General features: G+C 64.3%; 25 protein-coding genes. 17 read left to right on the top strand and 8 right to left on the bottom strand.

Annotated elements, in window-relative coordinates:
- Positions 1-168 precede the first annotated feature (168 nt).
- The 4 genes from Q352_RS0103010 to narI all read left to right on the top strand — a co-directional run bounded on the left by Q352_RS0103010 (position 169) and on the right by narI (position 6945).
- Positions 169-3873, top strand: a complete 3705-nt coding sequence (locus tag Q352_RS0103010; RefSeq protein WP_028498069.1) for a nitrate reductase subunit alpha — start codon at positions 169-171, stop codon at positions 3871-3873.
- Positions 3874-4020: 147 nt separating this feature from the next.
- Positions 4021-5571 (top strand): nitrate reductase subunit beta, encoded by a 1551-nt coding sequence (gene narH / locus Q352_RS0103005; protein WP_028498068.1) that lies wholly within the window; start codon positions 4021-4023, stop codon positions 5569-5571.
- 14 nt (positions 5572-5585) lie between these two features.
- Complete coding sequence (gene narJ / locus Q352_RS0103000) at positions 5586-6254, top strand: nitrate reductase molybdenum cofactor assembly chaperone (RefSeq protein ID WP_028498067.1); 669 nt, start codon at positions 5586-5588, stop codon at positions 6252-6254.
- Positions 6255-6264: 10 nt separating this feature from the next.
- Positions 6265-6945 carry a respiratory nitrate reductase subunit gamma gene (gene narI / locus Q352_RS0102995; protein ID WP_028498066.1) on the top strand — a complete coding sequence of 227 codons (681 nt, stop codon included), beginning with the start codon at positions 6265-6267 and terminating at the stop codon, positions 6943-6945.
- Between the two features lie 89 nt (positions 6946-7034).
- On the opposite strand, the gene map is transcribed toward narI, so the two are convergent.
- Positions 7035-7802 carry a type I methionyl aminopeptidase gene (gene map / locus Q352_RS0102990; protein WP_028498065.1) on the bottom strand — a complete coding sequence of 256 codons (768 nt, stop codon included), beginning with the start codon at positions 7800-7802 and terminating at the stop codon, positions 7035-7037.
- On the bottom strand, positions 7799-8023 hold the full coding sequence (locus Q352_RS0102985; RefSeq protein WP_234413001.1) for a ParD-like family protein: 225 nt from the start codon (positions 8021-8023) through the stop codon (positions 7799-7801). Before Q352_RS0102985 ends, map begins: the two co-directional genes overlap by 4 nt.
- Positions 8024-8209: 186 nt before the next feature.
- Between Q352_RS0102985 and Q352_RS0102980 the strand changes: the two genes are divergently transcribed.
- Positions 8210-8770: a thioredoxin domain-containing protein gene (locus tag Q352_RS0102980; protein WP_028498063.1), complete on the top strand. Its 561-nt coding sequence runs from the start codon at positions 8210-8212 to the stop codon at positions 8768-8770.
- A gap of 51 nt (positions 8771-8821) precedes the next feature.
- Here Q352_RS0102980 and Q352_RS0102975 read toward each other — a convergent pair whose 3' ends face one another.
- The 6 genes from Q352_RS0102975 to dacB form a co-directional block, all read right to left on the bottom strand.
- Positions 8822-9832, bottom strand: a complete 1011-nt coding sequence (locus Q352_RS0102975; protein WP_036385098.1) for an NAD(P)H-dependent glycerol-3-phosphate dehydrogenase — start codon at positions 9830-9832, stop codon at positions 8822-8824.
- Entirely contained in the window at positions 9832-10311 is a 480-nt protein-coding gene (locus tag Q352_RS0102970; protein WP_084299795.1) for an SH3 domain-containing protein, read from the bottom strand. The genes Q352_RS0102975 and Q352_RS0102970 overlap by 1 nt, the downstream gene beginning before the upstream one ends.
- Complete coding sequence (secB, locus tag Q352_RS0102965) at positions 10298-10765, bottom strand: protein-export chaperone SecB (RefSeq protein ID WP_028498060.1); 468 nt, start codon at positions 10763-10765, stop codon at positions 10298-10300. The genes Q352_RS0102970 and secB overlap by 14 nt, the downstream gene beginning before the upstream one ends.
- A 136-nt stretch (positions 10766-10901) precedes the next feature.
- Complete coding sequence (gene grxC / locus Q352_RS0102960; RefSeq protein ID WP_028498059.1) at positions 10902-11162, bottom strand: glutaredoxin 3; 261 nt, start codon at positions 11160-11162, stop codon at positions 10902-10904.
- 8 nt (positions 11163-11170) lie between these two features.
- Positions 11171-11743, bottom strand: coding sequence for a hypothetical protein (locus Q352_RS0102955; protein ID WP_028498058.1), 573 nt, complete (start codon positions 11741-11743; stop codon positions 11171-11173).
- A gap of 100 nt (positions 11744-11843) precedes the next feature.
- Positions 11844-13247: a D-alanyl-D-alanine carboxypeptidase/D-alanyl-D-alanine endopeptidase gene (dacB, locus tag Q352_RS19585; protein WP_233495156.1), complete on the bottom strand. Its 1404-nt coding sequence runs from the start codon at positions 13245-13247 to the stop codon at positions 11844-11846.
- A 181-nt stretch (positions 13248-13428) separates the two neighbouring features.
- Here dacB and Q352_RS0102945 point away from each other — a divergent pair, with 181 nt between their 5' ends.
- The 12 genes from Q352_RS0102945 to flgJ all read left to right on the top strand — a co-directional run bounded on the left by Q352_RS0102945 (position 13429) and on the right by flgJ (position 24706).
- The gene (locus Q352_RS0102945) at positions 13429-14808 is read left to right on the top strand and encodes an MFS transporter (protein ID WP_028498057.1); all 1380 of its coding nucleotides are present in this window, start codon (positions 13429-13431) and stop codon (positions 14806-14808) included.
- Positions 14809-14987: 179 nt separating this feature from the next.
- The gene (locus Q352_RS23705) at positions 14988-15215 is read left to right on the top strand and encodes a FeoA family protein (RefSeq protein WP_028498056.1); all 228 of its coding nucleotides are present in this window, start codon (positions 14988-14990) and stop codon (positions 15213-15215) included.
- Complete coding sequence (feoB, locus tag Q352_RS0102935) at positions 15212-16999, top strand: ferrous iron transport protein B (RefSeq protein WP_028498055.1); 1788 nt, start codon at positions 15212-15214, stop codon at positions 16997-16999. The genes Q352_RS23705 and feoB overlap by 4 nt, the downstream gene beginning before the upstream one ends.
- A gap of 255 nt (positions 17000-17254) precedes the next feature.
- Entirely contained in the window at positions 17255-17662 is a 408-nt protein-coding gene (gene flgB, locus Q352_RS0102930) for a flagellar basal body rod protein FlgB (protein ID WP_028498054.1), read from the top strand.
- A gap of 2 nt (positions 17663-17664) precedes the next feature.
- Positions 17665-18078, top strand: coding sequence for a flagellar basal body rod protein FlgC (gene flgC / locus Q352_RS0102925; protein ID WP_028498053.1), 414 nt, complete (start codon positions 17665-17667; stop codon positions 18076-18078).
- Positions 18079-18095: 17 nt separating this feature from the next.
- On the top strand, positions 18096-18782 hold the full coding sequence (locus Q352_RS0102920; RefSeq protein ID WP_028498052.1) for a flagellar hook assembly protein FlgD: 687 nt from the start codon (positions 18096-18098) through the stop codon (positions 18780-18782).
- A 61-nt stretch (positions 18783-18843) separates the two neighbouring features.
- Positions 18844-20121 carry a flagellar hook protein FlgE gene (gene flgE / locus Q352_RS0102915; RefSeq protein WP_028498051.1) on the top strand — a complete coding sequence of 426 codons (1278 nt, stop codon included), beginning with the start codon at positions 18844-18846 and terminating at the stop codon, positions 20119-20121.
- 20 nt (positions 20122-20141) lie between these two features.
- Positions 20142-20888, top strand: a complete 747-nt coding sequence (gene flgF / locus Q352_RS0102910; protein WP_028498050.1) for a flagellar basal-body rod protein FlgF — start codon at positions 20142-20144, stop codon at positions 20886-20888.
- A 54-nt stretch (positions 20889-20942) separates the two neighbouring features.
- Entirely contained in the window at positions 20943-21725 is a 783-nt protein-coding gene (gene flgG, locus Q352_RS0102905; RefSeq protein WP_028498049.1) for a flagellar basal-body rod protein FlgG, read from the top strand.
- A gap of 238 nt (positions 21726-21963) precedes the next feature.
- A complete protein-coding gene (locus tag Q352_RS0102900) occupies positions 21964-22662 on the top strand; it encodes a flagellar basal body L-ring protein FlgH (protein WP_028498048.1) in 699 nt (232 codons plus the stop codon).
- Complete coding sequence (locus tag Q352_RS0102895; protein ID WP_036385090.1) at positions 22662-23771, top strand: flagellar basal body P-ring protein FlgI; 1110 nt, start codon at positions 22662-22664, stop codon at positions 23769-23771. Before Q352_RS0102900 ends, Q352_RS0102895 begins: the two co-directional genes overlap by 1 nt.
- A complete protein-coding gene (gene flgJ, locus Q352_RS0102890) occupies positions 23771-24706 on the top strand; it encodes a flagellar assembly peptidoglycan hydrolase FlgJ (protein WP_051528636.1) in 936 nt (311 codons plus the stop codon). Before Q352_RS0102895 ends, flgJ begins: the two co-directional genes overlap by 1 nt.
- Positions 24707-24769 lie beyond the last annotated feature (63 nt).

The raw sequence follows: 24769 nt of genomic DNA, 5'->3' as shown, positions 1-24769 counted from the left end.
ATGCCATAGCTCTTTCGGTCTAGTCCCGTTTAGTTCTCTTGCCTTGGCCCGGACCACCGTCCGGCCAGTTATCGCTGGCGCCCGGCCCGCGTAGCCTTCTGTTCGTCATCAAAGTCATTGGACGGCCTGCTGTGGCGGTGTCGTTCGGCGAATGCGCACGGAGGCAAGATGAGTCACTTTCTCGACCGGCTGAAGTTCCTCAGCAAAACAAAAAGCACCTTTTCCAATGGTCACGGCGCCGTCGTCGACGAAGACCGGACCTGGGAAAACGGATATCGCAGCCGCTGGCAGCACGACAAGATCGTGCGCTCGACCCATGGCGTGAACTGCACCGGCTCCTGTTCGTGGAAGGTATACGTCAAGAACGGCCTGATTACCTGGGAAACCCAGCAGACCGACTACCCGCGTACCCGTCCCGACCTGCCGAACCATGAGCCGCGCGGCTGTCCGCGCGGTGCGTCGTATTCCTGGTATGTGTACTCGGCACAACGGGTCAAGCACCCGATGATCCGTGGTCGCCTGGCGCGACTGTGGCGCGAGGCACGCAAGACCATGGGACCGATCGAAGCCTGGGAGGCGATCAGCCAGGACCCGGCCAAGAGCAAGACCTACAAGCAGGTACGCGGCCTGGGTGGCTTCGTGCGCTCGAACTGGGAAGAAACCAACGAGATCATCGCTGCCGCCAACGCGTTTACCGTCAAGCGCTTCGGTCCTGACCGGGTGATCGGCTTCTCGCCGATTCCGGCCATGTCGATGGTGTCGTATGCGTCCGGTTCGCGTTACCTGTCGCTGATCGGCGGCGTGCCGCTGTCGTTCTACGACTGGTACTGCGACCTGCCGCCGGCCAGCCCGCAGGTCTGGGGCGAGCAGACCGACGTGGCCGAATCGGCCGACTGGTACAACAGTACCTACCTGATGGTCTGGGGTTCCAACGTTCCGATGACGCGGACGCCGGATGCGCACTTCTATACCGAAGTCCGCTACAAGGGCACCAAGACGGTCGCCGTCAGCTCCGACTTCGGCGAAATGGTCAAATTCGGCGACATCTGGCTGGCGCCGAAGCAGGGCACCGACGCCGCGCTGGCGCTGGCAATGGGCCATGTGGTGCTGAACGAATTCCACAAGACCGGCAAGAGCGAATATTTCCGCGATTACGGCAAGCAGTACACCGACTTCCCGATGCTGGTCCGCATCGAGGAAAAGGACGGCAAACTGATCCCGGGATACTTCCTGCGCGCGTCGAATCTGGACGGCAACCTGGGCGAGGACAACAACCCGGAATGGAAGACGCTGTGCTTTGACGAGCGCAGCGGCGAAATCGTCGCGCCGAACGGCTCGATCGGTTTCCGCTGGGGCGAAAGCGGCGACAAGGTCGGCCGCTGGAACCTGGAAATGAGGGATGGCGGCACGCCGCGCGATATCGATCCGCTGCTGTCGCTGGAACACGGCCGCGACGACATGGTGGCGGTGTCCTTCCCGTATTTCGGCAGCGAACATGAAGAACTGCTCGAACGCAATGTGCCGGTGCGCAAGCTGCGCCTGGCCGATGGCGAAGAAGCGCTGGTTGCGACCGTCTATGACCTGATGCTGGCCAACTATGGCATCGACCGCGGCTTTGGCGGCGGCAATGTAGCGCTGAGCTATCAGGACGACGTACCGTACACCCCGGCCTGGCAGCAAAAGCACACCGGTGTCGATCCGCAACTGGTGATCCAGGTGGCGCGCGAGTTCGCCGACAACGCCGATCGTACCCATGGCAAGAGCATGGTCATCGTTGGCGCCGGTCTGAACCACTGGTACCACATGGACATGACCTACCGCGGCATCATCAACCTGCTGGTGATGTGCGGTTGCGTCGGCCAGTCCGGTGGCGGCTGGGCCCACTATGTCGGCCAGGAAAAGCTGCGCCCGCAGACCGGCTGGGCCCCGCTGGCGTTCGGCGCCGACTGGCACCGTCCGTCGCGGCAGATGAACGGCACCAGCTTCTTCTATGCCCATACCGGCCAGTGGCGGCACGAAAAACTCGGCGTGAATGAAATCCTTGCGCCGACCGCCGGTGGCGAGATGCAGTCGATGACACTGATCGACTACAACGCCAAGGCCGAACGCATGGGCTGGCTGCCGAGTGCGCCGCAGTTGTCCGCCAACCCGCTCGACGTGACTGCCGCCGCCGAGGCCGCCGGTCGCGACCCGATCGCGTATGCGGTCGACCGGCTCAAGAACGGCAGCCTGGACATGGCCTGCCATGATCCGGACGATCCGCAGAACTTCCCGCGCAACCTGTTTGTCTGGCGCTCGAACATTCTCGGTTCCAGCGGCAAGGGGCACGAGTATTTCCTGAAGTATCTGCTCGGTACGCAGAACGCGGTGCTCAGCAACGAGGCCGACTGCATCAAGCCGCACGACATCAAGGTCCGCCCGGCGCCGGAAGGCAAGCTCGACCTGCTGGTGGTGCTCGACTTCCGCATGTCGACCACCTGTCTGTACGCCGACATCGTGCTGCCGACCGCTACCTGGTACGAGAAGGACGATCTGAACACGTCCGACATGCACCCGTTCATCCATCCGCTGTCGGAAGCAGTGCAGCCGCTGTGGCAGTCGAAGAGCGACTGGGAAATCTACAAGGGCATCGCCGCCAAGTTCAGCGAACTGGCCGGTGACTATATCGGTACCCGCAAGGATCTGGTGCTGACGCCGCTGATGCACGACACGCCGCAGGAACTGGGCCAGGCCTTCGATCCGAAGGACTGGAAGCTCGGCGAGTGCGAACCGGTGCCGGGCAAGACCATGCCGGCGATGACGGTGGTCGAGCGCAACTACGGCGACATCCACCGCAAGTTCACCTCCATCGGCCCGCTGCTGGAGAAGGTCGGCAACGGCGGCAAGGGCATTGCCTGGAAGACCGGTCACGAGATCGACATCCTGCGCGGCATCAACAAGACCGTGACCGAGCCGGGTGTGTCGCAAGGCCAGCCGCGGCTGGATACGGCCATCGACGCCGCCGAGATGATTCTGTCGCTGGCGCCGGAAACCAACGGCCATGTCGCGGTCAAGGCCTGGGATGCGCTGAGCAAGATCACCGGTCGCGACCATACCCACCTGGCCATCGGTCGCGAACACGATTCGATCCGCTTCCGCGATGTGCAGGCACAGCCGCGCAAGATCATCTCGTCGCCGACCTGGTCCGGTCTGGAAAGCGAGGAGGTCAGCTACAACGCCGGCTATACCAACGTCCACGAGTACATCCCGTGGCGCACGCTGACCGGTCGCCAGCAGTTCTACCAGGATCACAAGTGGATGCGTGATTTCGGCGAGGGCTTCTGCGTCTACAAGCCGGCCATCGACCTGAAGACCACGCGTTCGGTGCTGGGCCAGCATGGCAACGGCAATCCGGAGATCGTGCTGAACTTCATCACGCCGCACCAGAAGTGGGGCATCCACAGCACCTACTCCGACAACCTGCGCATGCTGACGCTGTCGCGCGGTGGCCCGCACGTGTGGGTGTCCGAGGTCGATGCGCGCAAGGCCGGCATCGTCGACAACGACTGGATCGAGGTGTTCAACGCCAACGGCACGCTGACGGCCCGTGCGGTGGTGAGCCAGCGCGTGCCGGAAGGCATGACGCTGATGTACCACGCCCAGGAAAAGATCGTGAACGTGCCGGGGGCGGAGGTCAGCGGCAAGCGTGGCGGCATTCACAACTCGGTGACGCGCACGGTGACCAAGCCGACGCACATGATCGGTGGCTATGCCCAGCTCAGCTACGGCTTCAACTACTACGGCACGGTCGGCGCCAACCGCGACGAGTTTGTCGTGGTGCGCAAGATGAAGAACGTCGACTGGCTGGAAGGCCCGCTCAAGGAAGAGGCCTGACCGCCGCCTGATCGCGACTAGTTCTTCCGGCGGACAGGAGTCCCGGAAGGACTAGCGCGAGCGGCGAATGGTGGCGGGCGCCGCCGGACTGCACACTGTGCATACGTACCGGCGCCCCTTGACGCCCTTCCGTACAAGGAATCGCAAATGAAGATCAGAGCCCAAATCGGCATGGTGCTGAACCTGGACAAGTGCATCGGTTGCCACACCTGTTCGGTCACCTGCAAGAATGTCTGGACCAGCCGCGACGGCGTCGAATACGCCTGGTTCAACAACGTCGAAACCAAGCCCGGCATCGGTTATCCGAAAGAATGGGAAAACCAGGAAAAATGGCAGGGTGGCTGGCGCCGCCGCGACGATGGCCGCATCGAGCCGCGTCAGGGCGGCAAGCTGAAGATCCTGGCCAATATTTTCGCCAACCCGAATCTGCCCGAGATCGACGACTACTACGAGCCGTTCACCTACGACTACGAGCGGCTGCAGAACGCGCCGCTGTCGGAAACGCCGCCCACCGCACGTCCGGTGTCGGTCATTACCGGCAAGAAGATGGACAAGATCGAGTGGGGCCCGAACTGGGAAGACGACCTTGGCGGCGAGTTCGCCAAGCGCAGCAAGGACGCGCTGTTCGAAGGGGTGCAGAAGGACATGTACTCGACCTTCGAGAACACGTTCATGATGTATCTGCCGCGGCTGTGCGAACACTGTCTGAATCCGGCCTGCGTGGCCAGCTGCCCGTCCGGCTCGGTGTACAAGCGCGAGGACGACGGCATCGTGCTGGTCGACCAGGACAAGTGCCGTGGCTGGCGCATGTGCGTGTCCGGCTGCCCGTACAAGAAGATCTACTTCAACTGGAAGAGCGGCAAGGCCGAGAAGTGCACGTTCTGCTATCCGCGCATCGAAGCGGGTCAGCCGACGGTGTGCTCGGAAACCTGTGTCGGCCGCATCCGTTATCTGGGCGTGGTGCTGTACGACGCCGACAGGATCGAAGCCGCCGCCTCGGTCGAGGACGAACAGGATCTGTACGAGGCGCAACTGGGCTGCTTCCTTGACCCGAACGCCCCCGGCATTGCCGAGGAAGCGCTGAAGCAGGGCATTCCGCAGTCGTGGATCGACTCGGCCAGGCGCTCGCCGGTCTACAAGATGGCGATGGAGTGGAAGATCGCCTTCCCGCTGCATCCCGAATACCGCACGCTGCCGATGGTCTGGTACATCCCGCCGCTGTCGCCGATCCAGTCGGCGGCCGAAGCCGGCGTGATGGGCATGAACGGCATCATTCCGGACACCAAGAGCCTGCGGATTCCGGTTCGCTACCTGGCCAACCTGCTGACGGCCGGCAAGGAAGCACCGGTGCTGAGTGCGCTCGACCGCATGCTGGCGATGCGCGCCTGGATGCGCTCGAAGACGGTGGACAAGGTTGACGACACCGCCGTGCTGAAGCAGGTCGGGCTGACGCCGGCGATGGCCGATGACATGTACCAGACCCTGGCGATCGCCAACTACGAGGACCGTTTCGTGGTGCCGTCCAGCCACAAGGAAATCGTCGAGGACAGCTTCAACGAGAAGGGCTCCTGTGGCTTCAGCTTCGGCAACGGCTGCTCGGATGGCGTGTCCGAACCCAGCCTGTTCGGCAGCCGCAAGAAGGGCTCGGTGATCCATGTCGATATGCCCAGGTCGCGCAAGAAGCGCGATGCGGCCTGAGGACGGGAGAAATCATGACTGATCACTTTCGCGTGATGTCCGCGCTGCTGAGCTACCCGAGCGCCGAGCTGGTCGACGCGCTGCCGGAACTCGATGCGGTGCTGGACGCGCAACCGGCGGTGAAGGCGCAGCTGCGCCCGCTGTTTGCGCACCTGGCCGGGCACGACCTGATCGAGCTCGAAGAGACCTATGTTGCCACCTTCGACCGCGTGCCGGTCCACAGCCTGCACCTGTTCGAGCATATCCATGGCGAAAGCCGCGATCGCGGCCAGGCGATGGTCGACCTGATCGAAGAGTACCGCAAGCACGGGCTCGAACCGGCGGTCGACGAACTGCCCGACTACCTGCCGCAGTTCCTGGAACTGCTCGGCGTGGTCGAGCCGGCCGTAGCGGACGTGCTGCTGGGCGATGCCGTGCATGTGGTGGCCTATGTCGCCGGCAAGCTGGCCGGCAATGACAGCCCGTATGCCTGTGTACTGGATGCGCTGGCGCAGCTGTCGCCGGTCGCGCCGCTGCCGCTGGCCGAGCCGCCGATTCGCGACATGGATGAAATGCTGGAGACCTTCGGACCGGGTGCGGATGGCACCGAGCCACTGCTTAAACCCGCCGCCGACCCGTCCGGGGTCAGCCCGCTGAACTTCCACCCCCGCCGGACCGCCGCTGCGGCGACCCCGCGTCCCTGAGGAGTGAATGATGGATTACCTGCACAACTTCCTGTTCGGGATTTACCCGTACATTGCGCTGGCCGTGTTCCTGCTCGGCAGCCTGATCCGCTTCGACCGCGAGCAATACACCTGGAAATCCGATTCCAGCCAGTTGCTGCACCGTGGCGCGCTGCGCATCGGCAGCCCGCTGTTCCACGTCGGTATCCTCGGCGTGTTCTTCGGTCACCTGGTCGGCCTGCTGACGCCGCATGCGCTGTACGCGCCGTTCATGGCGGCAGAGACCAAGCAGCTGATCGCCATGGTCGCCGGCGGCGTGATGGGCGGCGTGGCGCTGATCGGCCTGCTGATCCTGCTGGTGCGTCGCTTCGGCAATGAGCGTCTGCTGGCGGTCACGCCGATGCGCGACCGGATCCTGCTGCCGTGGCTGCTGTTCACGCTGCTGCTCGGCCTGTCGACGATTTTCGCCAGCAGTCATCACATGGACGGCAGCGTCATGCTGCTGCTGTGCGACTGGGCCCAGGCCATCGTGACTTTCGACAGCAGTGCCGCCGGTTACATTCGCGGCGTCAGCCTGGCGTACAAGCTGCACATCTTCTTCGGCATGACCTTCTTCCTGATCTTCCCGTTCACCCGCATGGTTCATGTGTGGAGCGGGTTCGGTTCGGTCGGCTACCTCGGTCGTGCCTGGCAATTGGTACGCACGCGCTGAGGAGCGCCTTGCTGCAACGGCTGCCGATGGAGAACATCCACCGGCAGCCGTTTTTTTGTTTTCCCCGCCATCCACGGCTCTTTGTCAGTTCAGTCCGGCCCCTTTTCTCCGGCACGCAGGGTCAGGACCCTGACTCCGTTGCGGGTGACGGCAACGGTATGTTCGAACTGGGCAGACAGCTGTCCGTCGCAGGTGACCACTGCCCAGCCATCGCTTTCGGTTTCCACGTCACGCCTGCCCTGGTTGATCATCGGTTCGATGGTGAACACCATGCCCTCCTGCAGCAGCAGACCGGTGTGCGGCTTTCCCCAGTGCAGTACCTCGGGCGGTTCGTGCATGTCCCGACCGATGCCATGCCCGCAGTATTCCCTGACGACCGAATAGCCGTTCCGCCGCGCATGCCGCTCGATGGCGTGGCCGATATCGCCCAGTCTGGCACCCGGACGCACGGCCCTGATGCCTTTCCACATGGCTTCGCAGGTCACCTGCACCAGTCGCTTCGCCTGCGGTGACACTTCTCCGACAAGACAGGTCTTGCTGGAGTCGGCGATATAACCGTTTTTCTCCAGCGTGATGTCGAAATTCACGATATCCCCGCTTTGCAGGATCTCGGTCGCGGCCGGTACGCCGTGGCAGACCACATGGTTGCGGGAGGCATTCAGGGCGTAGGCGTAGCCGTACTGTCCCTTGCTGGCCGGCCGTGCGCCAAGTTCATTCACGATGAAGCTGTCGACCAGATCATTGACCTGCAGGGTGGACATGCCGGCCAGGTCCAGTTGATCCAGCCGGGCAAACACGCTGGCCAGCAAGCGGCCGGATTCCGCCAGCAGGGCAATTTCTTCCGGTCGCTTGATCATGTTGCCGCCACCTTGACCGCTTGCGCCTCGACGCCGGCGGCGCGCAGTTCGCGAGCAATGATTTCATTGAAACTCAGCGTCGGATCCATCTCGCACAGCAGGCCCACCTTGATCCAGAACGCTGCCTGCGCATTGATCGATCGGCACGATACGGCGCTTGCCTTGCGCAACTGGTCGTGCAGATCATCGTCGATATTCACAATACCCATACTGGTCACCATATATGAATCATATATGGATCATGTATCCAGTTTGGCCGCAGGGCAAGAGGGAACGTTACCGACCCGCCAATCGGGCGGTGCGTCATCCGCCGCCGTTTTCGCTACCGTCCATCCAGCACCCTGATGGGATGAAACCCGGCCTGCCTACACTGAAATCGCACCGGAGCGAATAAGGGGAGGTGTTCCGTGAATCTCAATCTGCTGTATTGCCGCAGCGATACCGTTCATGTTACCGGTGATCTGCCGCAGGCCGGCATGCAGTTGCCCGGCTTCATGCTGGTCAACGAGCACTTCAACGATATTTCGCTGGAGAGCTTCCGCGACCGGATCAAGGTGATCATGACCGTGCTGTCGGTCGAGCTGGAGGACAGCGCGCGGCTGGTCGACGAACTGGTGGCGAGCAGTGTGCCAGCAGCGAGTGCGCCGGCACTGGTGGCACCGGTGCTGATCGTGGTCAGTGCGGATACGCCGCTGACGCTGAAGCGGGTGGCGGCACAGCGCGGCTGGCATGGCGTGGTGCTGCTGTCGACCCTGCGCGGGCGCGATTTCCATCGCGACTATGGCGTAATGGTGGTCGAACACCCGTTCGCCGGACTGACCGCGCCGGCGGTGCTGGTGGCTGACCCGTTCGATGTCGTGCAGTACTCGGCACGATTGCCGGACACCGGCGGGAGTTTTGACTGGAGCGAGGTGGCGCTGGCGCTGGAAGCCCAGCCGGAGTGGATGACGCAGATGACGCTCAGATGAAAACCATTGCTGGAAACGACGCCGCGGAAGCGGCGTCGTTCAGATTGTCCATCAGGGGTTTTCGACCTTTGGCGCCCGGCCGAGCAGGGTTTCCACGACCTGCATCGGGGCCTTGCCATGGAACAGCATCGCGCAGACTGCGGCGGTAATCGGCATGTCGACGCCGAGGCGCTCGGCCTTGGCCTGGACTTCGCGCGTGGTCGGCACGCCTTCGGCGACATGGCCCAGCTCGAGCAATACCTGCTCCAGCGGCTTGCCTTCGGCCAGTTTCAGACCGACCTGGCGATTGCGCGACAGGTCGCCGGTCGTGGTCAGCAGCAGATCGCCGAGCCCGGCCAGTCCCATCAGCGTGGCCGGCTTGCCGCCCAGTGCGGTGGCCAGCCGGGTGATTTCAGACAGACCACGGGTAATCAGTGCGGCGCGGGCATTGTGACCGAAGCCGAGTCCGTCGCTGACGCCGGCCGCGATGGCCATGACGTTCTTGACTGCACCGCCGACCTCGACGCCGATCAGGTCGTCGTTAGCGTAGACGCGGAAGCGCGGGCAGTGCAGGCGGGCGGCAGTGGCAATGGCGAAGGCGCTGTCATCGGAGGCCAGCGTGATGGCAGTCGGCTGACCCCGGGCGACTTCACGGGCAAAACTCGGGCCGGACAGCGCGCCATAGGGCACGCCGGGCGGCAGGATGCCGGCGACGACCTGATGCGGCAGCAGGCCGCTGTCGGCCTCGAAGCCCTTGCAGGCCCACAGGACCGGCGGCGGCACCGGCCGGCGCTCGCAGACGGCGGTCAGCGTGGCGCGCAGGCCGGCGATCGGCGTGGCGATCAGGATCAGGTCGGCATGTTCGAGCGCTGCATCCAGGTCCGACGTCAGTGCCAGCGCATCGGGAAACGGTTCGCCAGGCAGGTAGCGCGCGTTTTCGCGCCGGGCCGCCATGTCGGCAACCTGGGCTTCATGGCGTGCCCACAGTACCGTCGGTTGCTGGCGGGAGAAGGCGATGGCGAGCGCGGTGCCCCAGGCACCAGCACCCAGTACCGCCAGCCGGGAAGCGGTCTGTCCGGTCATTACAGTCCCCACAGTGCGGCCAGCGGCGCGTAACCGCTGACGCCATCACGATGCCTGACCTTCACCCAGCCGGATTTCGGCGGCTCCAGCAGTTGCAGTGCCACGTCCCTGGTCGCCTTGAACGACACCGACGACTTGACGTCGGGGCTGGTGCGGATCACCGCTTCCGGCGCGGTGACCACCACGGTGCGGGTCGGCGACAGGCTGGCGTACTGGACCCAGGCAATCGCACCGCTGGCATCGCGGATGCGCGCCCATTCGTTCTGCCGGGTCAGCACTTCCACCGGATAGTAGCGGCTGACCAGGAACAGCTTGCGGCCGGCCAGGCTCGGCGAGTCGTAGAACGCCACGCCGGTGTCCTTGACCGACCGGAATTCCAGCGCCTGCACCGCGCCGGCCACCAGGGCCAGCACGGCAAACAGGGACAACCTGGTCAGGCCGGCAATACCGGTGACGCGGGTGGTCTTAGTGGGTTTCATTGCTCGCTTCGGCAGTCTGGGCGCGCTGCTGGGCGAAGAGGGCGTCGAAGTTGATCGGCGACAGCAGGACCGGCGGGAAGCCGGCGCGGTTGACGATGTCGGACACGGTTTCGCGCAGGTACGGGAACAGGATGTTCGGGCAGGCGACGCCGAGGATCGGTTCGAGGTCTTCTGCCGGGACGTTGCGGATCTGGAAGATGCCTGCCTGGCCGGCTTCGACCAGGAACATCACCTTTTCTTCCGCCTTGGCGGTCACGGTGACGGTGATCGACACTTCATAGATGCCGTCTTCGAGCTGCTGGGCCGAGGTGCCGAGCTGCATGTCGATGTCCGGCTGGGCGCGCTCAAGGAAGATGCCCGGTGCATGGGGAATCTCGAGCGACAGATCCTTGACATAGATTTTTTCGATGGAGAAAACGGGCTGCTGATCCAGCTGATCCTGCTGTTCGCTCATGATGATCTTTCGTTGAGTCGTTCGAAAACGTAAGTTGACACTGGGGCGAATGATCGCAGAAAGCCGCGCCGAGTGCCACGCGGCACAGGCTGTTGTGGCGGATATGCCAATACGCCCGGACGGGGGCCGCGTGCGTTCAGGCGCCGGCCAGCAGGAGGTCCAGCTTGCCGGCGCGCTCGAGGGCGGCCAGGTCGTCGTAGCCGCCGACGTGGGTGTCGCCGACGAAGATCTGCGGCACGGTGCGGCGGCCGGTCACGGTCACCATGCGCTGGCGCGCGTCGGCATCGAGGTCGACGCGGATCAGCGTGACATCGGCCACGCCTTTCTGCGCCAGCAATTGCTCGGCGCGATGGCAGTAGGGACAGGTGGCGGTGGCGTACAGGGTGACGGGCTGCATGGGGTCGCTTATTTGGGTTCGGGGAAAAAAACGCGTATCTCGTTGATCGTATTGTGGGTCAGCGGCCGGGACTTGCCGTTGACGGGGGCTGCCGGATAGCCGTCGAGTCGGACATCCAGGAAGCGGCCGAAACGCGCGAACTGGCCGTTCTGCCAGTCGCTGACCTGGACGCCGCCCTGCTCGCCGAAGGCGCTGACGCCGACCGGCCGGGCATTGGTTTCGACCAGCTTGCGGTACGGAGTGCCGAGCGTCACATTGCCGGGCAGACGCCAGAACGAATGGTTGCCACGCAGGATGGCCGCCTTCAGTTGCCGGCGCGCGGCGTCGTCATGCCAGAGCAGGACGACGCGCTTGGCGTCATCGTGCGGAAACAGCACGGTGGCGGGGACGGATGCCCCGTCGAGCGGGATGGTGGTTCGCTCCACGTTCCAGTCGCCGTAGTCGCGCAGCAGGTCTTCTTCGCTGCACGCCGGCTTGATGAAGGCGAGTGAACGTCCGGGGCTGATGTACCAGGTCACATTCTGCGCCTGCACCAGCAAGGGCAGCAGCAACAGCAGTGACAAGCTTAACAGGCGCCGCATTGGCGTTCCTTACAGTGTGCTGAACAGGATGCCGGCCGGAGAGGGCCGGCGCCCTGTTAACGATGGCGGTTGCCGCCGGAAATGCAAGGCGGCTCCGGCCTTATCGGCCCGCGACGGGGCGGTCTTGAACCTGCTGTGCGTCCAGTGCGGCGGCGATGCGTTCAACTAGCGAATCAAGTGCGCTGTTGCGAATGCCCGACGCATTGACAATGGCGACCAGCGCATAGCGGCGGCCTCCGGCATCCAGGTAGCCGGCCAGGGCATGCACGTCATTCAGCGTGCCGGTCTTGAAGCGGGCGCGGCCGGCCAGTGCCGGCAAGCGCTGGTGCAGGGTGCCGGCGCCTCCGGGGCGCGGCAGCAGGGCGGCAAACTCCCCCCAGAACGGCGCGCGCTGGGCGGCGCGCAGCAATTCGCCGAGGGCGCCGGCCGTTACCCGCTCGCGGCGCGACAGACCGGCGCCGTTCTCGAACACGAAGGCGCGGCTGTCGATGCCGTGGCGGGTCAGCGCCGCGCGGACGGCGGCTTCGGCATTGCGCACGGTATCGCCGCCATTGCCGTCGCTGGCGCCAAGGGTCAGGAACACCTGACGTGCCATCACGTTGTTGCTGTAGTGGTTCAGTCCGACCAGCACTTCGGACAGCGGCGGGGATTCGTGGCTGGCCAGCAGGCGTGCATCGGCCGGCGCGTTGCCGCGCCGCACCGGCAGTCCGGTCTGACCGCTGCGCTCCTGCCAGACGGCGTCGAAGGCGGCAGCCTGGAAGGTGTCGTGGTCGAGCAGTGGCACATAGAGCACGCTGCCGTCGCAGCCGGCCGGTACCTTGCCGTTCAGCACCAGATTGCGTTCCTGCGCGCTGGCGCTGACATGGCGGCCGACACCGCCGGTGCAGGCGCCGGGGGTCAGGGTCAGCCGGTTGCGGGTGTCGATGCCGCGCAGCGGCGGGTCGAGCACGACCTGCCAGCCGCTGTCGCCGGCGTACAGGCGGACGGCGGCGGTCTTGTACTGGGTCAGCAGCGGGTCCGGGCCGACCTGATAGGTGCGCCCTTCGTCCGGGTCCTGCTCGCTGGAGCTGCCCAGCGAGGTGAACGCCGACTTGTCCAGCAGCAGGGCGCCGTCGATACGGCGGATGCCGCGATCGCGCAGTTGTCCGGTCAGGTCGGCCAGGGCGTCGAAATCGAACGCCGGGTCGCCGTTGCCGCGCCAGTACAGATCGCCGGCCAGGCTGGTGCCATTGACCGGCGCACTGCTGTACAGACCGGTCTGCCAGTGGAAATCGGGGCCCAGTGTGTCCAGGGCGGCAAAGCTGGTGACCAGCTTCATGGTTGATGCCGGATTGACCGCGGCGTCGGCACGATGGGTGTAGACCGGCGGCCCGCCGTCGAGTGGCGCGACCCACAGCGCCAGCGTGCCGGCATCGATCGGGCCCAGCGGGGGCAGGGGGGCGGACAGGGCCGGCACGGCAAGAAGGGACAGCAGCAGACAGGACGCGCGATGCAGCAGGGACACGGGCAACAGCCAGAAAGCGGAGAAGCGCGTATCTGAACGCAAAGCCGGGACTTTGCCAAGGGGATAGCCGTGCATGTCCGGCAATGCGACATTTATCCGGAGAAAGACTGGTGCATCTGCCCGTGTGCGACGACAATCGCGCGAATCCAATTGCTGATGAATGCCGAGGGCATCCGATGACATGGCTGCGACGCTGACCCGCTGGTACCCCGAGAACCTGGATTTCTGGCTGACGCGCGGCCGTTTCGTCGCCCGCCGCAATCTGGTCTGCTCCATTTTCGCCCTGCATCTGAACTTCAATGTCTGGATGATGTGGAGCATTGTCGTCATCAATCTGCCGGCGGTCGGTTTCCAGCTGTCCGACGACCAGCGCTTCTGGCTGGTGGCGGCGCCGCCGTTGTTCGGCGCCATGCTGCGCATCGTCTACTCGATGGTGTGGTCCTGGGTCGGCGGCGCAACCTGGCTGGCACTGTCCACGCTGATCCTGCTGTTGCCGGCGATCGGCGTCGGCTTCGTGGTGCAGGACATCTCCACCCCGTTCTGGGTACTGTTCGCCATGGCGGCACTGTGCGGCTTCGGCGGCGGTGCCTCGGCGTCGCACCTGTCGCATACCGGCTTTTTCTTTCCGGCCGCGCGCAAGGGCTACGCACTGGGGATGAATGCCGGCATCGGCAATCTTGGCGTCTCGGTCGCGCAACTGCTGATTCCGCTGGCGATCAGCGTGCCGCTGTTCGGCCATCTGGCCGGCGCACCGCAGATCTGGGGCCATGGCGAGGAAGTGCGCCAGGTGTGGCTGCAGAACGCCGGTTTCATGTGGGTGCCGCTGATCCTGCTGGGGGCCTGGGCCGCCTGGCGCTACGGCAACAATATGGCCGGCGTGCGGCTGACGCCGCGCGACCAGTTGAACGTGATCCGCATCCCGCATACCTGGTATGTGTGCCTGCTGTACATGGGCACCTATGGCACTTTCCTTGGCTTCGCCGCCGCTTTCCCGCTGCTGACCAGTCGCATGTTCCCGCTGGAGGACGTCACCGGCTACCTGTTCGTCGGCCCGATGCTGGCAGCTCTGGCGCGCCCGTTCGGCGGCTGGCTGTCCGACCGGATTGCCGGCAGCGTGGTGACCTGCGGTGCCTATGCGGTAATGGCGCTGTCGCTGGTGGCGCTGCTGCTGACGCTGCCGTCCAGCAGCGACGCGGGGCATTTCACTGCCTTTGTCTGCGTGTCGCTGGTGCTGTTCACCGCGGCCGGGCTGGGCAATGGCTCGTCTTACCAGATGGCGCCGAAAGTGTTCCTGATCGAGGCCGGCCGGCGGGCTGCGCGTGAAGGACTGGACGTGAATACCGCTTATGCGGACGGCAGCCGTGCCGGTACGGCTGCCATGAACGTGTCGTCGGTGATGGCGGCATTCGGCGGTTTTTTCATTCCCAAGACCTTTGGCTGGTCGCTGGCGCTGACCCATGGCGTGGCGCTGGCCGTACTGATTTTTCTGGCCTTCTACCTGGTCGCGCTCGGGGTCTGCATCTGGCAGTACGCCCGGCCGCATGCAGTCGTGCGTGTCTAGCACCGATCCGGCAATGTTGATGTCATTGGGCGTGGCATTGCCTGATGACATCCACGCGCCGGCGCGGTCGTCATCCTGCAAAGCTTGACCGGGGTCAACTCCGGGCTGTCACACGATTGCATCAGTGTTTGCTGATAATGAGAATGTGTCCCATCCCACCTCTTTCTGTCGGAATTGCCATGTCATCGCTTGTTGCGCTTGCCCCCGCCACCCCGGCCGCGGTCTCGGCGCTGAATCTTCCCCGGGACGCAGCGGGCCGCCTGCGCTGTTTCGGTATCGAAACCGGCGCCCATATCCAGGTCGTGCGTCGTGCGGTACTGGGCGGACCGCTGCTGGTCCGTATCGGCTGCACGGACGTGATCCTGCGCCGTGACGTGGCGCGCCAGATCGAGGTGACGCCGCTATGAAGCGCTTCGCCCTGATCGGTCTGCCGAATACCGGCAAGTCCACGCTGTTCAACCGCCTGACCGGGCTGTCGCAACGGGTCGGCAACTGGCCGGGACTGACGGTCGAGATCGCCCGCGCCAAAATCCTGCTTGGCGGCCACATGGTCGACCTGATCGACCTGCCGGGCATCAACGACCTGTCCGGCTATGCCGAGGACGAGGCGGTAGTGCGGCAGATGCTGACCGACAGCGATTTTCACGCCTTCGTCGTCATCCTCAATGCGACCCAGCTCGACCGGCAGCTGCGGCTGGCGCTGCAGCTGCGCGCGACCGGCGTGCCCTTGCTGGTGCTGCTGAACATGTCGGACGAGGCGCGCCAGCTCGGCATCACCGTCGACGAGGCCCGGCTGTCGAAGGAACTGGGCGCGCCGGTGCTGATGACCAGCGCGCGGCGCGGCGAGAACTGGCCGGCCGTGCTGGAGGCGCTGGCCCGGCTGGCCAATGGCAGCGACGAGGCCCGTCATGCGGTGCTGCCGCCGCAACTGGCCGACGAAAGCGACGCCGTCGCCTGGTCGCTGGCGCAGCGTGCGCTGGCCGACGCCACCTTCCATGTGCCGCCCCGGCTGTCCGAAAGCACGACCGAGAAGGTCGATCGCTGGCTGCTGCATCCGTGGCTGGGCCTGCCGCTGTTCTTCGTGCTGATGGCCATTCTGTTCCAGCTGACCTATCTGATCAGTACGCCGATCCAGGACGGGCTGGACGAGGGGCTGGGCGCCCTGCGCGGCGCGGTGCTCGACCCGCTGCTGTCCGGTGCGCCGTCCTGGCTGTCGGGCTTCCTGCTCGACGGGGTCTGGACCGGCATGACCACGGTGCTGACCTTTGCGCCGCTGGTGTTCGTGTTCTTCGTGCTGATGGCGATTGTCGAGGATGCCGGCTACCTGGCCCGCGCCGCCTTCCTGATGGACGCAATGATGAGCCGGCTCGGCCTGGACGGCCGCGGCTTCGTCATGCACCTGATGGGCTTCGGCTGCAATGTGCCGGCCATCATGGGGACGCGCATCATGCGCGACCGCAAGATGCGGCTGCTGTCGATGCTGACCATCCCGTTCTCGGTCTGCTCGGCACGGCTGCAGGTATTCCTGTTCTTCTCCACCACGATGTTCTCGCCGCTGGCCGCGCCGTGGGTGCTGTTCAGCCTGTACCTGGTCAGCTTTGCCGTCGCCATGCTGTCGGCCTGGCTGTTCAAGCGCGGTTTCCACAGTCACGAGCTGTTCGTGCTGGAAATTCCGCCGTACCGGCTGCCGACGCCACGCCATCTGCTGCTGCGTGCCTGGGGTGAAGTGCGGGCGTTCCTGAAGCTGGCATCGACCATGATCCTGATCGGCGTGGTGCTGGTCTGGGCGCTGACCACCTTCCATATCGGGGCGAACGGTCCGACCTTTGCCGAAGCGCTGGGGCACTTCTTCCGGCCGCTGCTGGCACCGATCGGCATCGAGGACCGGCTGGCGGTGGCGCTGATGTTCGGCTTTGTCGCCAAGGAAATCCTGCTCGGTTCGATGGCGGTCATCTATGGCGTGCAGGAGAACAACCTCGGTGACGTGGTCGTCCGCCACATCGACTGGATCTCGGCCTACAGCTTCATGCTGTTCACGCTGATCTATGTGCCGTGCGTCGCCACCGTGGCCGCGATCTACAAGGAGTCGAAGAGTTTCGGCTTCACCACGCTGTCGGTAGCGTGGTCGCTGGGCCTGGCCTGGGTGGTCAGCTTCGTGTTCTACCAGAGCGCGCGACTGCTGGTCGGCTAGCCGCGCGCAGCCCGCGACAGCATGACGCCCGGCGCATCCTGCGCCGGGCGTTGTCGTTCCGGCTCCGCCCGGAAAGCGGGGCGGCAAGATTTGCCGTTGGCACGTCCGGCACTGCGGCATTCGCTGTGCCGGATTTTTGTCGCGTTTGAAAACCCAGCAAAATCAGGGGGCTGGCTGGCCCGATACGCCGGGTTGCATCTGGCACGAAACCTGCTTTAATGTGTCCCGTTCATACTGTCATCGCAGCGGATACCCATGCTCGACAAGATCGCCAAACATTTCGAACTGCAGCAGAAGTCACTCGACCTGCGCGCCAGGCGCAACGAGGTCATTGCTTCGAACATCGCCAACGCCGATACGCCGAACTACAAGGCGGTCGACTTCGACTTCGCCTCGGCACTGAAGGCCGAGCTGGCCGGTACCCAGTCGAGCCTGGGCATGAACCGCACCGATGGCCGCCACCTGAGCGGCAAGCAGACCAGCGGCAGCGACGGCGTGGAAGTGCAGTATCGCCAGGCCGTACAGCCGTCGATTGACGGCAACACCGTGGACATGGACCAGGAGCGCTCCGCCTTCATGGACAACTCCATCCACTATCAGTCCACGCTGACTTTCCTCAACCGTCGGATCAGCGGTCTGTCCGACGCCATCAAGGGTCAATAATCATGTCGCTTAGTCGCGTCCTCGATATCGCCGGCAGCGCGCTGACGGCCCAGTCCAAGCGCCTGAACGTCGTCGCCAGCAACATGGCCAACGCCGACAGTGCGGTGTCCAGCAACGGCGAGCCGTACAAGGCCCGGCGCATCGTGTTCACCCCGATCCCGGTCGACAGCGCCGAACCGAAAATCGCCAAGGTGGCAGTGACCGCAATCGTCGAAGACCAGTCGCCGCCGCGCATGAGCTACGACCCGGGCAACCCGCTGGCCGACAAGAACGGTTACGTGACCATGCCGAACATCAACCCGGTCGAAGAAATGACCGACATGATTTCCGCATCGCGCTCGTACCAGACCAACGTTGAAATGATGAACACGACCAAGCAGCTCTTGCAAAAGACGCTGACCATCGGCCAAGCCTGATCCCGGAGCGAACCCAGATGACCACCGCCGTTACCACCAACCCGTACGACAAGTTCAATACGTCGAGCACGACGACCAAATCCGGTTCCAGCGCGATCCAGGACCAGTTCCTGAAACTGCTGATGGCCCAGCTGCAGTCGCAGGATCCGCTGAACCCGATGGACAACTCGCAGGTTACCAGCCAGATGGCCCAGCTGAGCACGGTCGAAGGGATCGAGAAGCTGAACACCACCATGACCTCGCTGTCGTCGGCCTATGCCGCCAGCCAGAGCTTCGCGGCCGCCGGCATGATCGGTCACGTCGCGCTGACCCCGGGGTCCGGCCTGCCGCTGACGGTCAAGACGGCCGAGGACGGCACCAAGAGCGGTTCGTCGGCCGGTGCCGTCGAGCTGCCGAACGGCGCCGATGCCGTCGTGGTGTCGGTCTACGACAGCAAGGGCAACCTGGTCGACAAGGTCAGCATGGGCGCGCAGGAAGCGGGCACCGCCCACTTCGTCTGGGACGGCAAGACCAGCGATGGCACGCAACTGGATTCCGGCAACTACACGTTCAGCGTCAGCGCCACCAAGGGCGGCGCGGCGACCACGGCGACGGCACTGGCCTATTCGCGCGTCGATGCACTGACCTGGAAGGACGGCAATGTCCTGCTGGCACTGTCGACCGGCGAGAACGTCGATATCAGCAAGGTCCGCGAACTGATGTAAGCGGTCACGACCGTCCACGCGTTACGCATTTACCGAATATCAGGTTTACAAGGGATTCATCATGGCTTTCCAACACGGTCTGGCCGGCATCAACGCCGCAAACAATCAGCTCGGCGCCATCGGCAACAACATCGCCAACGCCTCCACCGTCGGCTATAAGGGCTCGCGTGCCGAGTTCGCCGACATGTTCGCCGCCAACTTCTACGGCGTGGCCGCGACCCAGAACGGCATCGGCGTGTCGACCACCGCGATCGCCCAGCAGTTCAAGCAGGGGGGGGTGACCACCACCGGCAACCAGCTCGACCTGGCCATTTCCGGCAACGGCTTCTTCGTCATGCAGAATGCCAACGGCACGGCCTACACTCGCAACGGCCAGTTCCAGATCAACCGCGAGGGCTACATCAACAACAACGGCGACTACCTGATGGGCTGGGGGGTCGATGAGAACGGCAATGTGCTGAAGGGCGCGATGTCGCGCCTGAAAGTCGACACCAGCCTGCTCGCGCCGCGTGCCAGTGACGGGGGCAAAGTGTGGGCGGATGCAGATCCTGTCAAGTTCGGCCTGAACCTCGATTCGCGATCGACGGTGCCGAGCAAGACTCCGTTCGCTGCCAACGACCCGAAGACGTACAACAGCACGACGTCGACACAGATTTACGACAGTCTTGGCAATCCGTTGACGCTGTCTACCTACTATGTTTACAAAGGGGCATCAGGTACCCCATCTGTAGCAAGCTGGGATGTACACGCTGAAATCACCGACCCAAATGGCATCAAGACAACCCTCACTCCTACTCCTAGCCCTGCGAAGTTGACGTTTGACAATTTAGGGAATATGGATACCTCTGCACCGCCGCTTGACTTCGGCTCCTATTCAGGTTCATTGGGTGCTGCCAGTCTTGCTATCAAGCTGGACTTCACCGGCACCACCCAGTACGGTACAGAGTTTGCCGTCAACAGCACGACCCAGCAGGGTTATGCGCCGTCGGTGATGACCAACCTGCAGTTTGCCAAGGACGGTACGGTGACTGCGCGCTACTCGAACGGCCAGAGCAAGACGCTGGGCCAGGTCGCACTGGCGAACTTCGCCAACCAGCAGGGTCTGCAGCCGATCGGCGGCAACCGCTGGATCGAGTCGTACACGTCCGGCAACGCCGTGATCAACAAGCCGGGCAGCACCAACGTCGGCCTGATCCAGTCGCAGGCGCTGGAAGACTCGAACGTCGACATGACCGGCGAACTGGTCAACATGATTACCGCGCAGCGTTACTACCAGGCCAACGCGCAGACCATCAAGGTCGAAGACGCGCTGATGCAGACGCTGATTTCGCTGCGCTAACCGAAAAGCGGATCTGACGCATGGACAAGATGCTGTATATCGCCATGAATGGCGCCAAGCATGTGGAACTGCAACAGCAGGTCACGGCGAACAATCTGGCCAATGTGCATACGCCGGGCTTCAAGGCCGAACTCAGCGCGTTCCGCGCGCTGCCGGTCGTCGGCGACGGGACGCCGACACGGGCGTACAGCGTCGATTCGACCATCGGTCACGACAGCAGCGAAGGCGCGATGATGACCACCGGTAACGACCAGGACTTCGCCATCAAGGGGCGGGGCTGGTTTGCCGTGCAGGACTCGACCGGGCAGGAAGCCTATACCCGGGGCGGCGGTTTCGTCGTCGACGAGAACGGCATCATGCGCACGCCGCTGGGCCGGGTCATTCTTGGCGAAGGTGGCGGCCCGATCACCGTGCCGCAGAACACCAAGATCATGATCGGCGAGGACGGCACGGTGTCGTCGGTGCAGACCGACCAGACCCCGCGCACGGTGGATATCCTCGACCGCATCAAGCTGGTCGGCGAGACCAACGGCGAGTTCTACAAGGGGACCGACGGTCTGTTCCGCCGCAATGACGGCCAGCCGGCGCAGGCCGACGACGGCGTGCGGGTGCAGACCGGCGTCATCGAGCAGAGCAATGTCAGCATGGTCGACTCGCTGACCAAGATGATCAGCCATGCCCGCCACTTCGACATGAGCGTCAAGCTGATGCAGACTGCCGACCAGGACGCCCAGCGTGCCACGCAACTGATGTCCGTGAACAACTAAAACCGCTTAATACAGTGAGCGCGTCCGGCAACGGCGCGCTTGCCGGGGATTCCGATGCTACGCTCCCTCTATATTTCCAAGACCGGGATGGATTCGAGCCAGTTCAAGCTCGATGTGGTGACCAACAACCTGGCCAACACCAACACCACCGCGTTCAAGAAGGGCCGGGCGAACTTCAACGACCTGATGTACCAGGTCGTGCGCCAGCCGGGCTCGCAGAGTTCGCAGAACACCATGCTGCCGACCGGCCTGCTGGTCGGTACCGGTGCCACGCCGGTCGCGACCGAGCGGATCTTCACCCAGGGCAACCCGCAGCAGACGTCCAACAGCTTCGACCTCGACATCAACGGCCGCGGCTTCTTCAACGTCCAGCAGCCGGACGGCACCATCGCCTATACCCGCGACGGCACCTTCCACACCAACGATCAGGGCCAGCTGGTCACGTCGCTGGGCTTCCTGGTCGACCCGGCGATCACCGTGCCGCAGGGCGCACAGAACTTCTCGGTGTCGAGCGACGGCATCGTGACGGTGAAAATGCCGGGCCAGACGGCGCCGCAGCAGATCGGCCAGTTGCAGATTTCGGACTTCATCAACCCGCAGGGTCTGGAGTCGATCGGCAACAACATGTATCTGGAAACCGCTGCCAGCGGCACGCCGACGACCGGCAACCCGACGGCAGATGGTCTGGGCACGATCATGCAGGGCTATCTCGAAGCCAGTAACGTCAACGTGACCGAAGAACTGATCAACATGATCGAGGCGCAGCGTTCGTACGAACTGAACTCGCGCGGCGTCAAGACCAGCGATGAAATGCTGCAGCGTCTGGCGCAGCTCTGATCCGGTTTTTTTGCGGCTGCCGCCTAAACCGGCGGGCCGGATGGTCGACAAAGCGGAGGAAGGGTTTTGCCACGCGACCCGTTCGCGTGGCCGAAACCGGCCGCCACGGGGCCTGTTCCCCGTCATGTTCCTCAATCCCGGCATCGCCGCCGGCCCGTTCACGGGCAGGAAGGCGAGGTTTGTCAGCGACTTGGAGTTGCGCGACAATCTCCGGGTTTGCCTTGTGAAGTGTATCCGAATGAACATTTGCCGCTCCCTGACCACCGGCGCCGTATGCGCGCTGCTTGCCGCGTGCGCGCTGCCGCCCGGCAGCATCGTCCAGCAACCGCTGACGGCGCGTCCGCAGCAGCAGCCGTTGTCGCGGCCGAGCAACGGCGCGATTTTCCAGGCTGCCGGCAACCGGCCGCTGTTCGAGGAAGGCATCCCGCGCCAGGTCGGCGACACGCTGACGGTGGTGATCGAGGAATCGACCACGACCAAGCAGCAGGAATCGTCGCAGGGCAGCAAGGGCGTCGACGCCAAGATGAACATTCCGGGCTTCAACCTGCCGTTCTCCAACGAGTACCTGAATCCGCTGAACACCTCCGGCTCGCTGAGCGCATCGAGCAAGGGCAGTGGCCAGGCGGCGGCGTCGTCGAGCTTCATGTCCACCATCACCGCGACGGTCATCGATGTGCTGCCGAACGGCAACCTGTCGATCAGTGGCGAAAAGCAGGTGCGCATCAACGGCGAACTCGAATTCATCCGCCTGTCCGGCGTGGTCAATCCGCGCGACATCAAGCCGTATTCGCGTGACCGTGGCCTGCAGCAGGGCTACTACATCTCGTCAACCCGCCTGGCCGACGCCCGCGTCGAGCAGCAGAACCAGGGCAACAACAACCTGTTCTCGCAGCCTGGCTGGCTGACCCGCTTCTTCCTGACCATTTCGCCGTTCTGATGACCCACGCCTCCCGCCTCCTCGCTTCCCTGTCGCTGGCGCTCATCGTGCTGGCGACCCCGGCCGTTCACGCCGAACGGCTGAAAGAAATCGCCAATATCGGCGGCATGCGCGTCAACCAGCTGGTCGGTTACGGCCTGGTCGTCGGTCTCGACGGCACCGGTGACAAGGCCAACTCGTCACCGTTCATGCGCCAGTCGATGTCGAACATGCTGAACCAGCTCGGCGTGATGGTGCCGCCGGACCAGAAGATCGACCCGAAGAACGCCGCCGCCGTGATGGTGACGGCGGTACTGCCGCCGTTTGCGCGCTCGGGCCAGCAGATCGACGTCGTCGTCAGCGCCATGGGCGATGCCAAGAGCCTGCGCGGCGGCACGCTGCTGCTGTCACCGCTGAAGGGCGCCGACGGGCAGATCTATGCCATGTCGCAGGGCAACATCATGGTCGGTGGCGCCGGCGCCGGTGGCGGCGGTTCCAGTACCAAGATCAACCAGCTGAATGGCGGCCGCATCCCGAACGGTGCCACGGTCGAGCGCGAAGTGCCGACCACCGTCGGCCAGAACGATATCGTTGCGGTTGAGCTGAAGACCGCCGATTTCAGCAATGCCAGCCGGGTGGTGAATGCCATCAACGGGGCGATGGGCTCGGTGGCCCGCGCCGTCGATGCCGGCCGCATCGACGTGCGGGCGCCGGCCGACCCGAATGCGCGCGTCGCCTTCCTCGGCAAGCTGGAAAACCTGGATGTGGCGATGTCGTCGCCGGTGGCCAGGGTGATCGTCAACGCGCGGACCGGATCGGTGGTGATGAACCAGACCGTGCGCGTCGAACCGTGCGCCGTCGCCCACGGCAACCTGACGGTTACCGTACAGTCGACGCCGGAAGTCAGCCAGCCGAATGCGCTGAGCCAGGGGCAGACCACCACGACCAACCAGACCAGTACCAGCATCCAGAGCGATGGCGGTCGTCTGGTCAGCGTGCCGCGCGGTACCAACCTGAACGAGATCGTGCGCGCGCTGAATGCGGTCGGCGCCACGCCGCAGGATCTGCTGTCCATCCTGCAGGCGATGAAGGCATCCGGCGCACTGCGTGCCGAACTGGAGGTGATCTGATGGCGTCGACGCCGATCAGCCAGGCCGATGTCAGCCTGGCCTACGATACCCAGCGGCTGGGCAACCTGAAGGTCCTGGCCAAGGATGACCCGAAGGTCGCCGCGCGCAAGGCGGCGTCCGAATTCGAGGCGCTGTTCCTGCAGACCCTGCTGAAGACCATGCGCGAAACCCGCTTCGATGGTGAGGAAGACAGCAACGCGCTGGACACCTACCGTGGCATGGCCGACCAGCAACTGGCACAGACAATGGCCAAGGGCAGTGGCATGGGGCTTGGCGAGGCGCTGTACCAGCAGATCCTGAAGGCGTCCGGCCAGGCTGCCGATGCCGATGCGCCGGTCACGCGCAATGCCGAGCCGGTCAAGTTCAATTCGGTGATTTCGCCGCGACTGCAGGCCGCGCTGAGCCGCGCCCAGGGCGAGGAAAAGCGCTACGAGCCGATGCGAGCGCTCGACGCGCTGGAAGCCCCGCTGGCCGCTCCGGTCGGCCGCGAGGACTTTGTCCAGCAGATTGCACCGCATGCGCGCCAGGCTGCCGCAAATCTCGGCGTCACGCCGAACCTGGTGGTCGCCCATGCCGCGCTGGAGTCCGGCTGGGGCAAGCGCAATATCCGCAATGCCGACGGCAGCAACAGCCACAACCTGTTCGGCATCAAGGCCGGTGGCAGCTGGCAGGGCAAGACCACCGACATCGTCACTACCGAATACGAAAACGGCTCGCCGAAGAAGAAGGTCGAACGCTTCCGCGCCTACGACAACTACGGCGAAGCGTTTGCCGACTACGCGAAACTGCTGCAGAACAACCCGCGCTACGCCGGCGCACTGAATACCGGCGCCGACGCGGTGAGTTTTGCCCGCGGCCTGGCGCGCGGCGGCTATGCCACCGACCCGGCCTACGCCGAGAAGCTGGCCCGCGTCGCGACCGGCACCCGTTCCTGATCCGCAATCCGGGTCAAGAGTGCGTTTGCGCGGTCGATAGAACAGTCATACGAGAAAGACCGA

The sequence above is a fragment of the Microvirgula aerodenitrificans DSM 15089 genome, assembly GCF_000620105.1.
Classification (GTDB): domain Bacteria; phylum Pseudomonadota; class Gammaproteobacteria; order Burkholderiales; family Aquaspirillaceae; genus Microvirgula; species Microvirgula aerodenitrificans.
This window is presented reverse-complemented; position numbering and strand designations above follow the sequence as displayed.

Bases quoted from the DNA above. Each gene is read 5' to 3' on its own strand.
- flgF (WP_028498050.1), top strand. From the start codon at position 20,142: ATGGACAAGATGCTGTATATCGCCATGAATGGCGCCAAGCATGTGGAA.
- Q352_RS0102895 (WP_036385090.1), top strand. From the start codon at position 22,662: ATGACCCACGCCTCCCGCCTCCTCGCTTCCCTGTCGCTGGCGCTCATC.
- narJ (WP_028498067.1), top strand. From the start codon at position 5,586: ATGACTGATCACTTTCGCGTGATGTCCGCGCTGCTGAGCTACCCGAGC.
- flgC (WP_028498053.1), top strand. From the start codon at position 17,665: ATGTCGCTTAGTCGCGTCCTCGATATCGCCGGCAGCGCGCTGACGGCC.
- flgJ (WP_051528636.1), top strand. From the start codon at position 23,771: ATGGCGTCGACGCCGATCAGCCAGGCCGATGTCAGCCTGGCCTACGAT.
- Q352_RS0103010 (WP_028498069.1), top strand. From the start codon at position 169: ATGAGTCACTTTCTCGACCGGCTGAAGTTCCTCAGCAAAACAAAAAGC.
- Q352_RS0102945 (WP_028498057.1), top strand. From the start codon at position 13,429: ATGGCTGCGACGCTGACCCGCTGGTACCCCGAGAACCTGGATTTCTGG.
- grxC (WP_028498059.1), bottom strand. From the start codon at position 11,162: ATGCAGCCCGTCACCCTGTACGCCACCGCCACCTGTCCCTACTGCCAT.
- flgG (WP_028498049.1), top strand. From the start codon at position 20,943: ATGCTACGCTCCCTCTATATTTCCAAGACCGGGATGGATTCGAGCCAG.
- feoB (WP_028498055.1), top strand. From the start codon at position 15,212: ATGAAGCGCTTCGCCCTGATCGGTCTGCCGAATACCGGCAAGTCCACG.
- flgE (WP_028498051.1), top strand. From the start codon at position 18,844: ATGGCTTTCCAACACGGTCTGGCCGGCATCAACGCCGCAAACAATCAG.
- narH (WP_028498068.1), top strand. From the start codon at position 4,021: ATGAAGATCAGAGCCCAAATCGGCATGGTGCTGAACCTGGACAAGTGC.
- Q352_RS0102900 (WP_028498048.1), top strand. From the start codon at position 21,964: ATGAACATTTGCCGCTCCCTGACCACCGGCGCCGTATGCGCGCTGCTT.
- Q352_RS0102970 (WP_084299795.1), bottom strand. From the start codon at position 10,311: ATGAAACCCACTAAGACCACCCGCGTCACCGGTATTGCCGGCCTGACC.
- map (WP_028498065.1), bottom strand. From the start codon at position 7,802: ATGATCAAGCGACCGGAAGAAATTGCCCTGCTGGCGGAATCCGGCCGC.
- flgB (WP_028498054.1), top strand. From the start codon at position 17,255: ATGCTCGACAAGATCGCCAAACATTTCGAACTGCAGCAGAAGTCACTC.
- secB (WP_028498060.1), bottom strand. From the start codon at position 10,765: ATGAGCGAACAGCAGGATCAGCTGGATCAGCAGCCCGTTTTCTCCATC.
- narI (WP_028498066.1), top strand. From the start codon at position 6,265: ATGGATTACCTGCACAACTTCCTGTTCGGGATTTACCCGTACATTGCG.
- Q352_RS0102985 (WP_234413001.1), bottom strand. From the start codon at position 8,023: ATGGTGACCAGTATGGGTATTGTGAATATCGACGATGATCTGCACGAC.
- Q352_RS23705 (WP_028498056.1), top strand. From the start codon at position 14,988: ATGTCATCGCTTGTTGCGCTTGCCCCCGCCACCCCGGCCGCGGTCTCG.
- Q352_RS0102920 (WP_028498052.1), top strand. From the start codon at position 18,096: ATGACCACCGCCGTTACCACCAACCCGTACGACAAGTTCAATACGTCG.
- Q352_RS0102955 (WP_028498058.1), bottom strand. From the start codon at position 11,743: ATGCGGCGCCTGTTAAGCTTGTCACTGCTGTTGCTGCTGCCCTTGCTG.
- Q352_RS0102975 (WP_036385098.1), bottom strand. From the start codon at position 9,832: ATGACCGGACAGACCGCTTCCCGGCTGGCGGTACTGGGTGCTGGTGCC.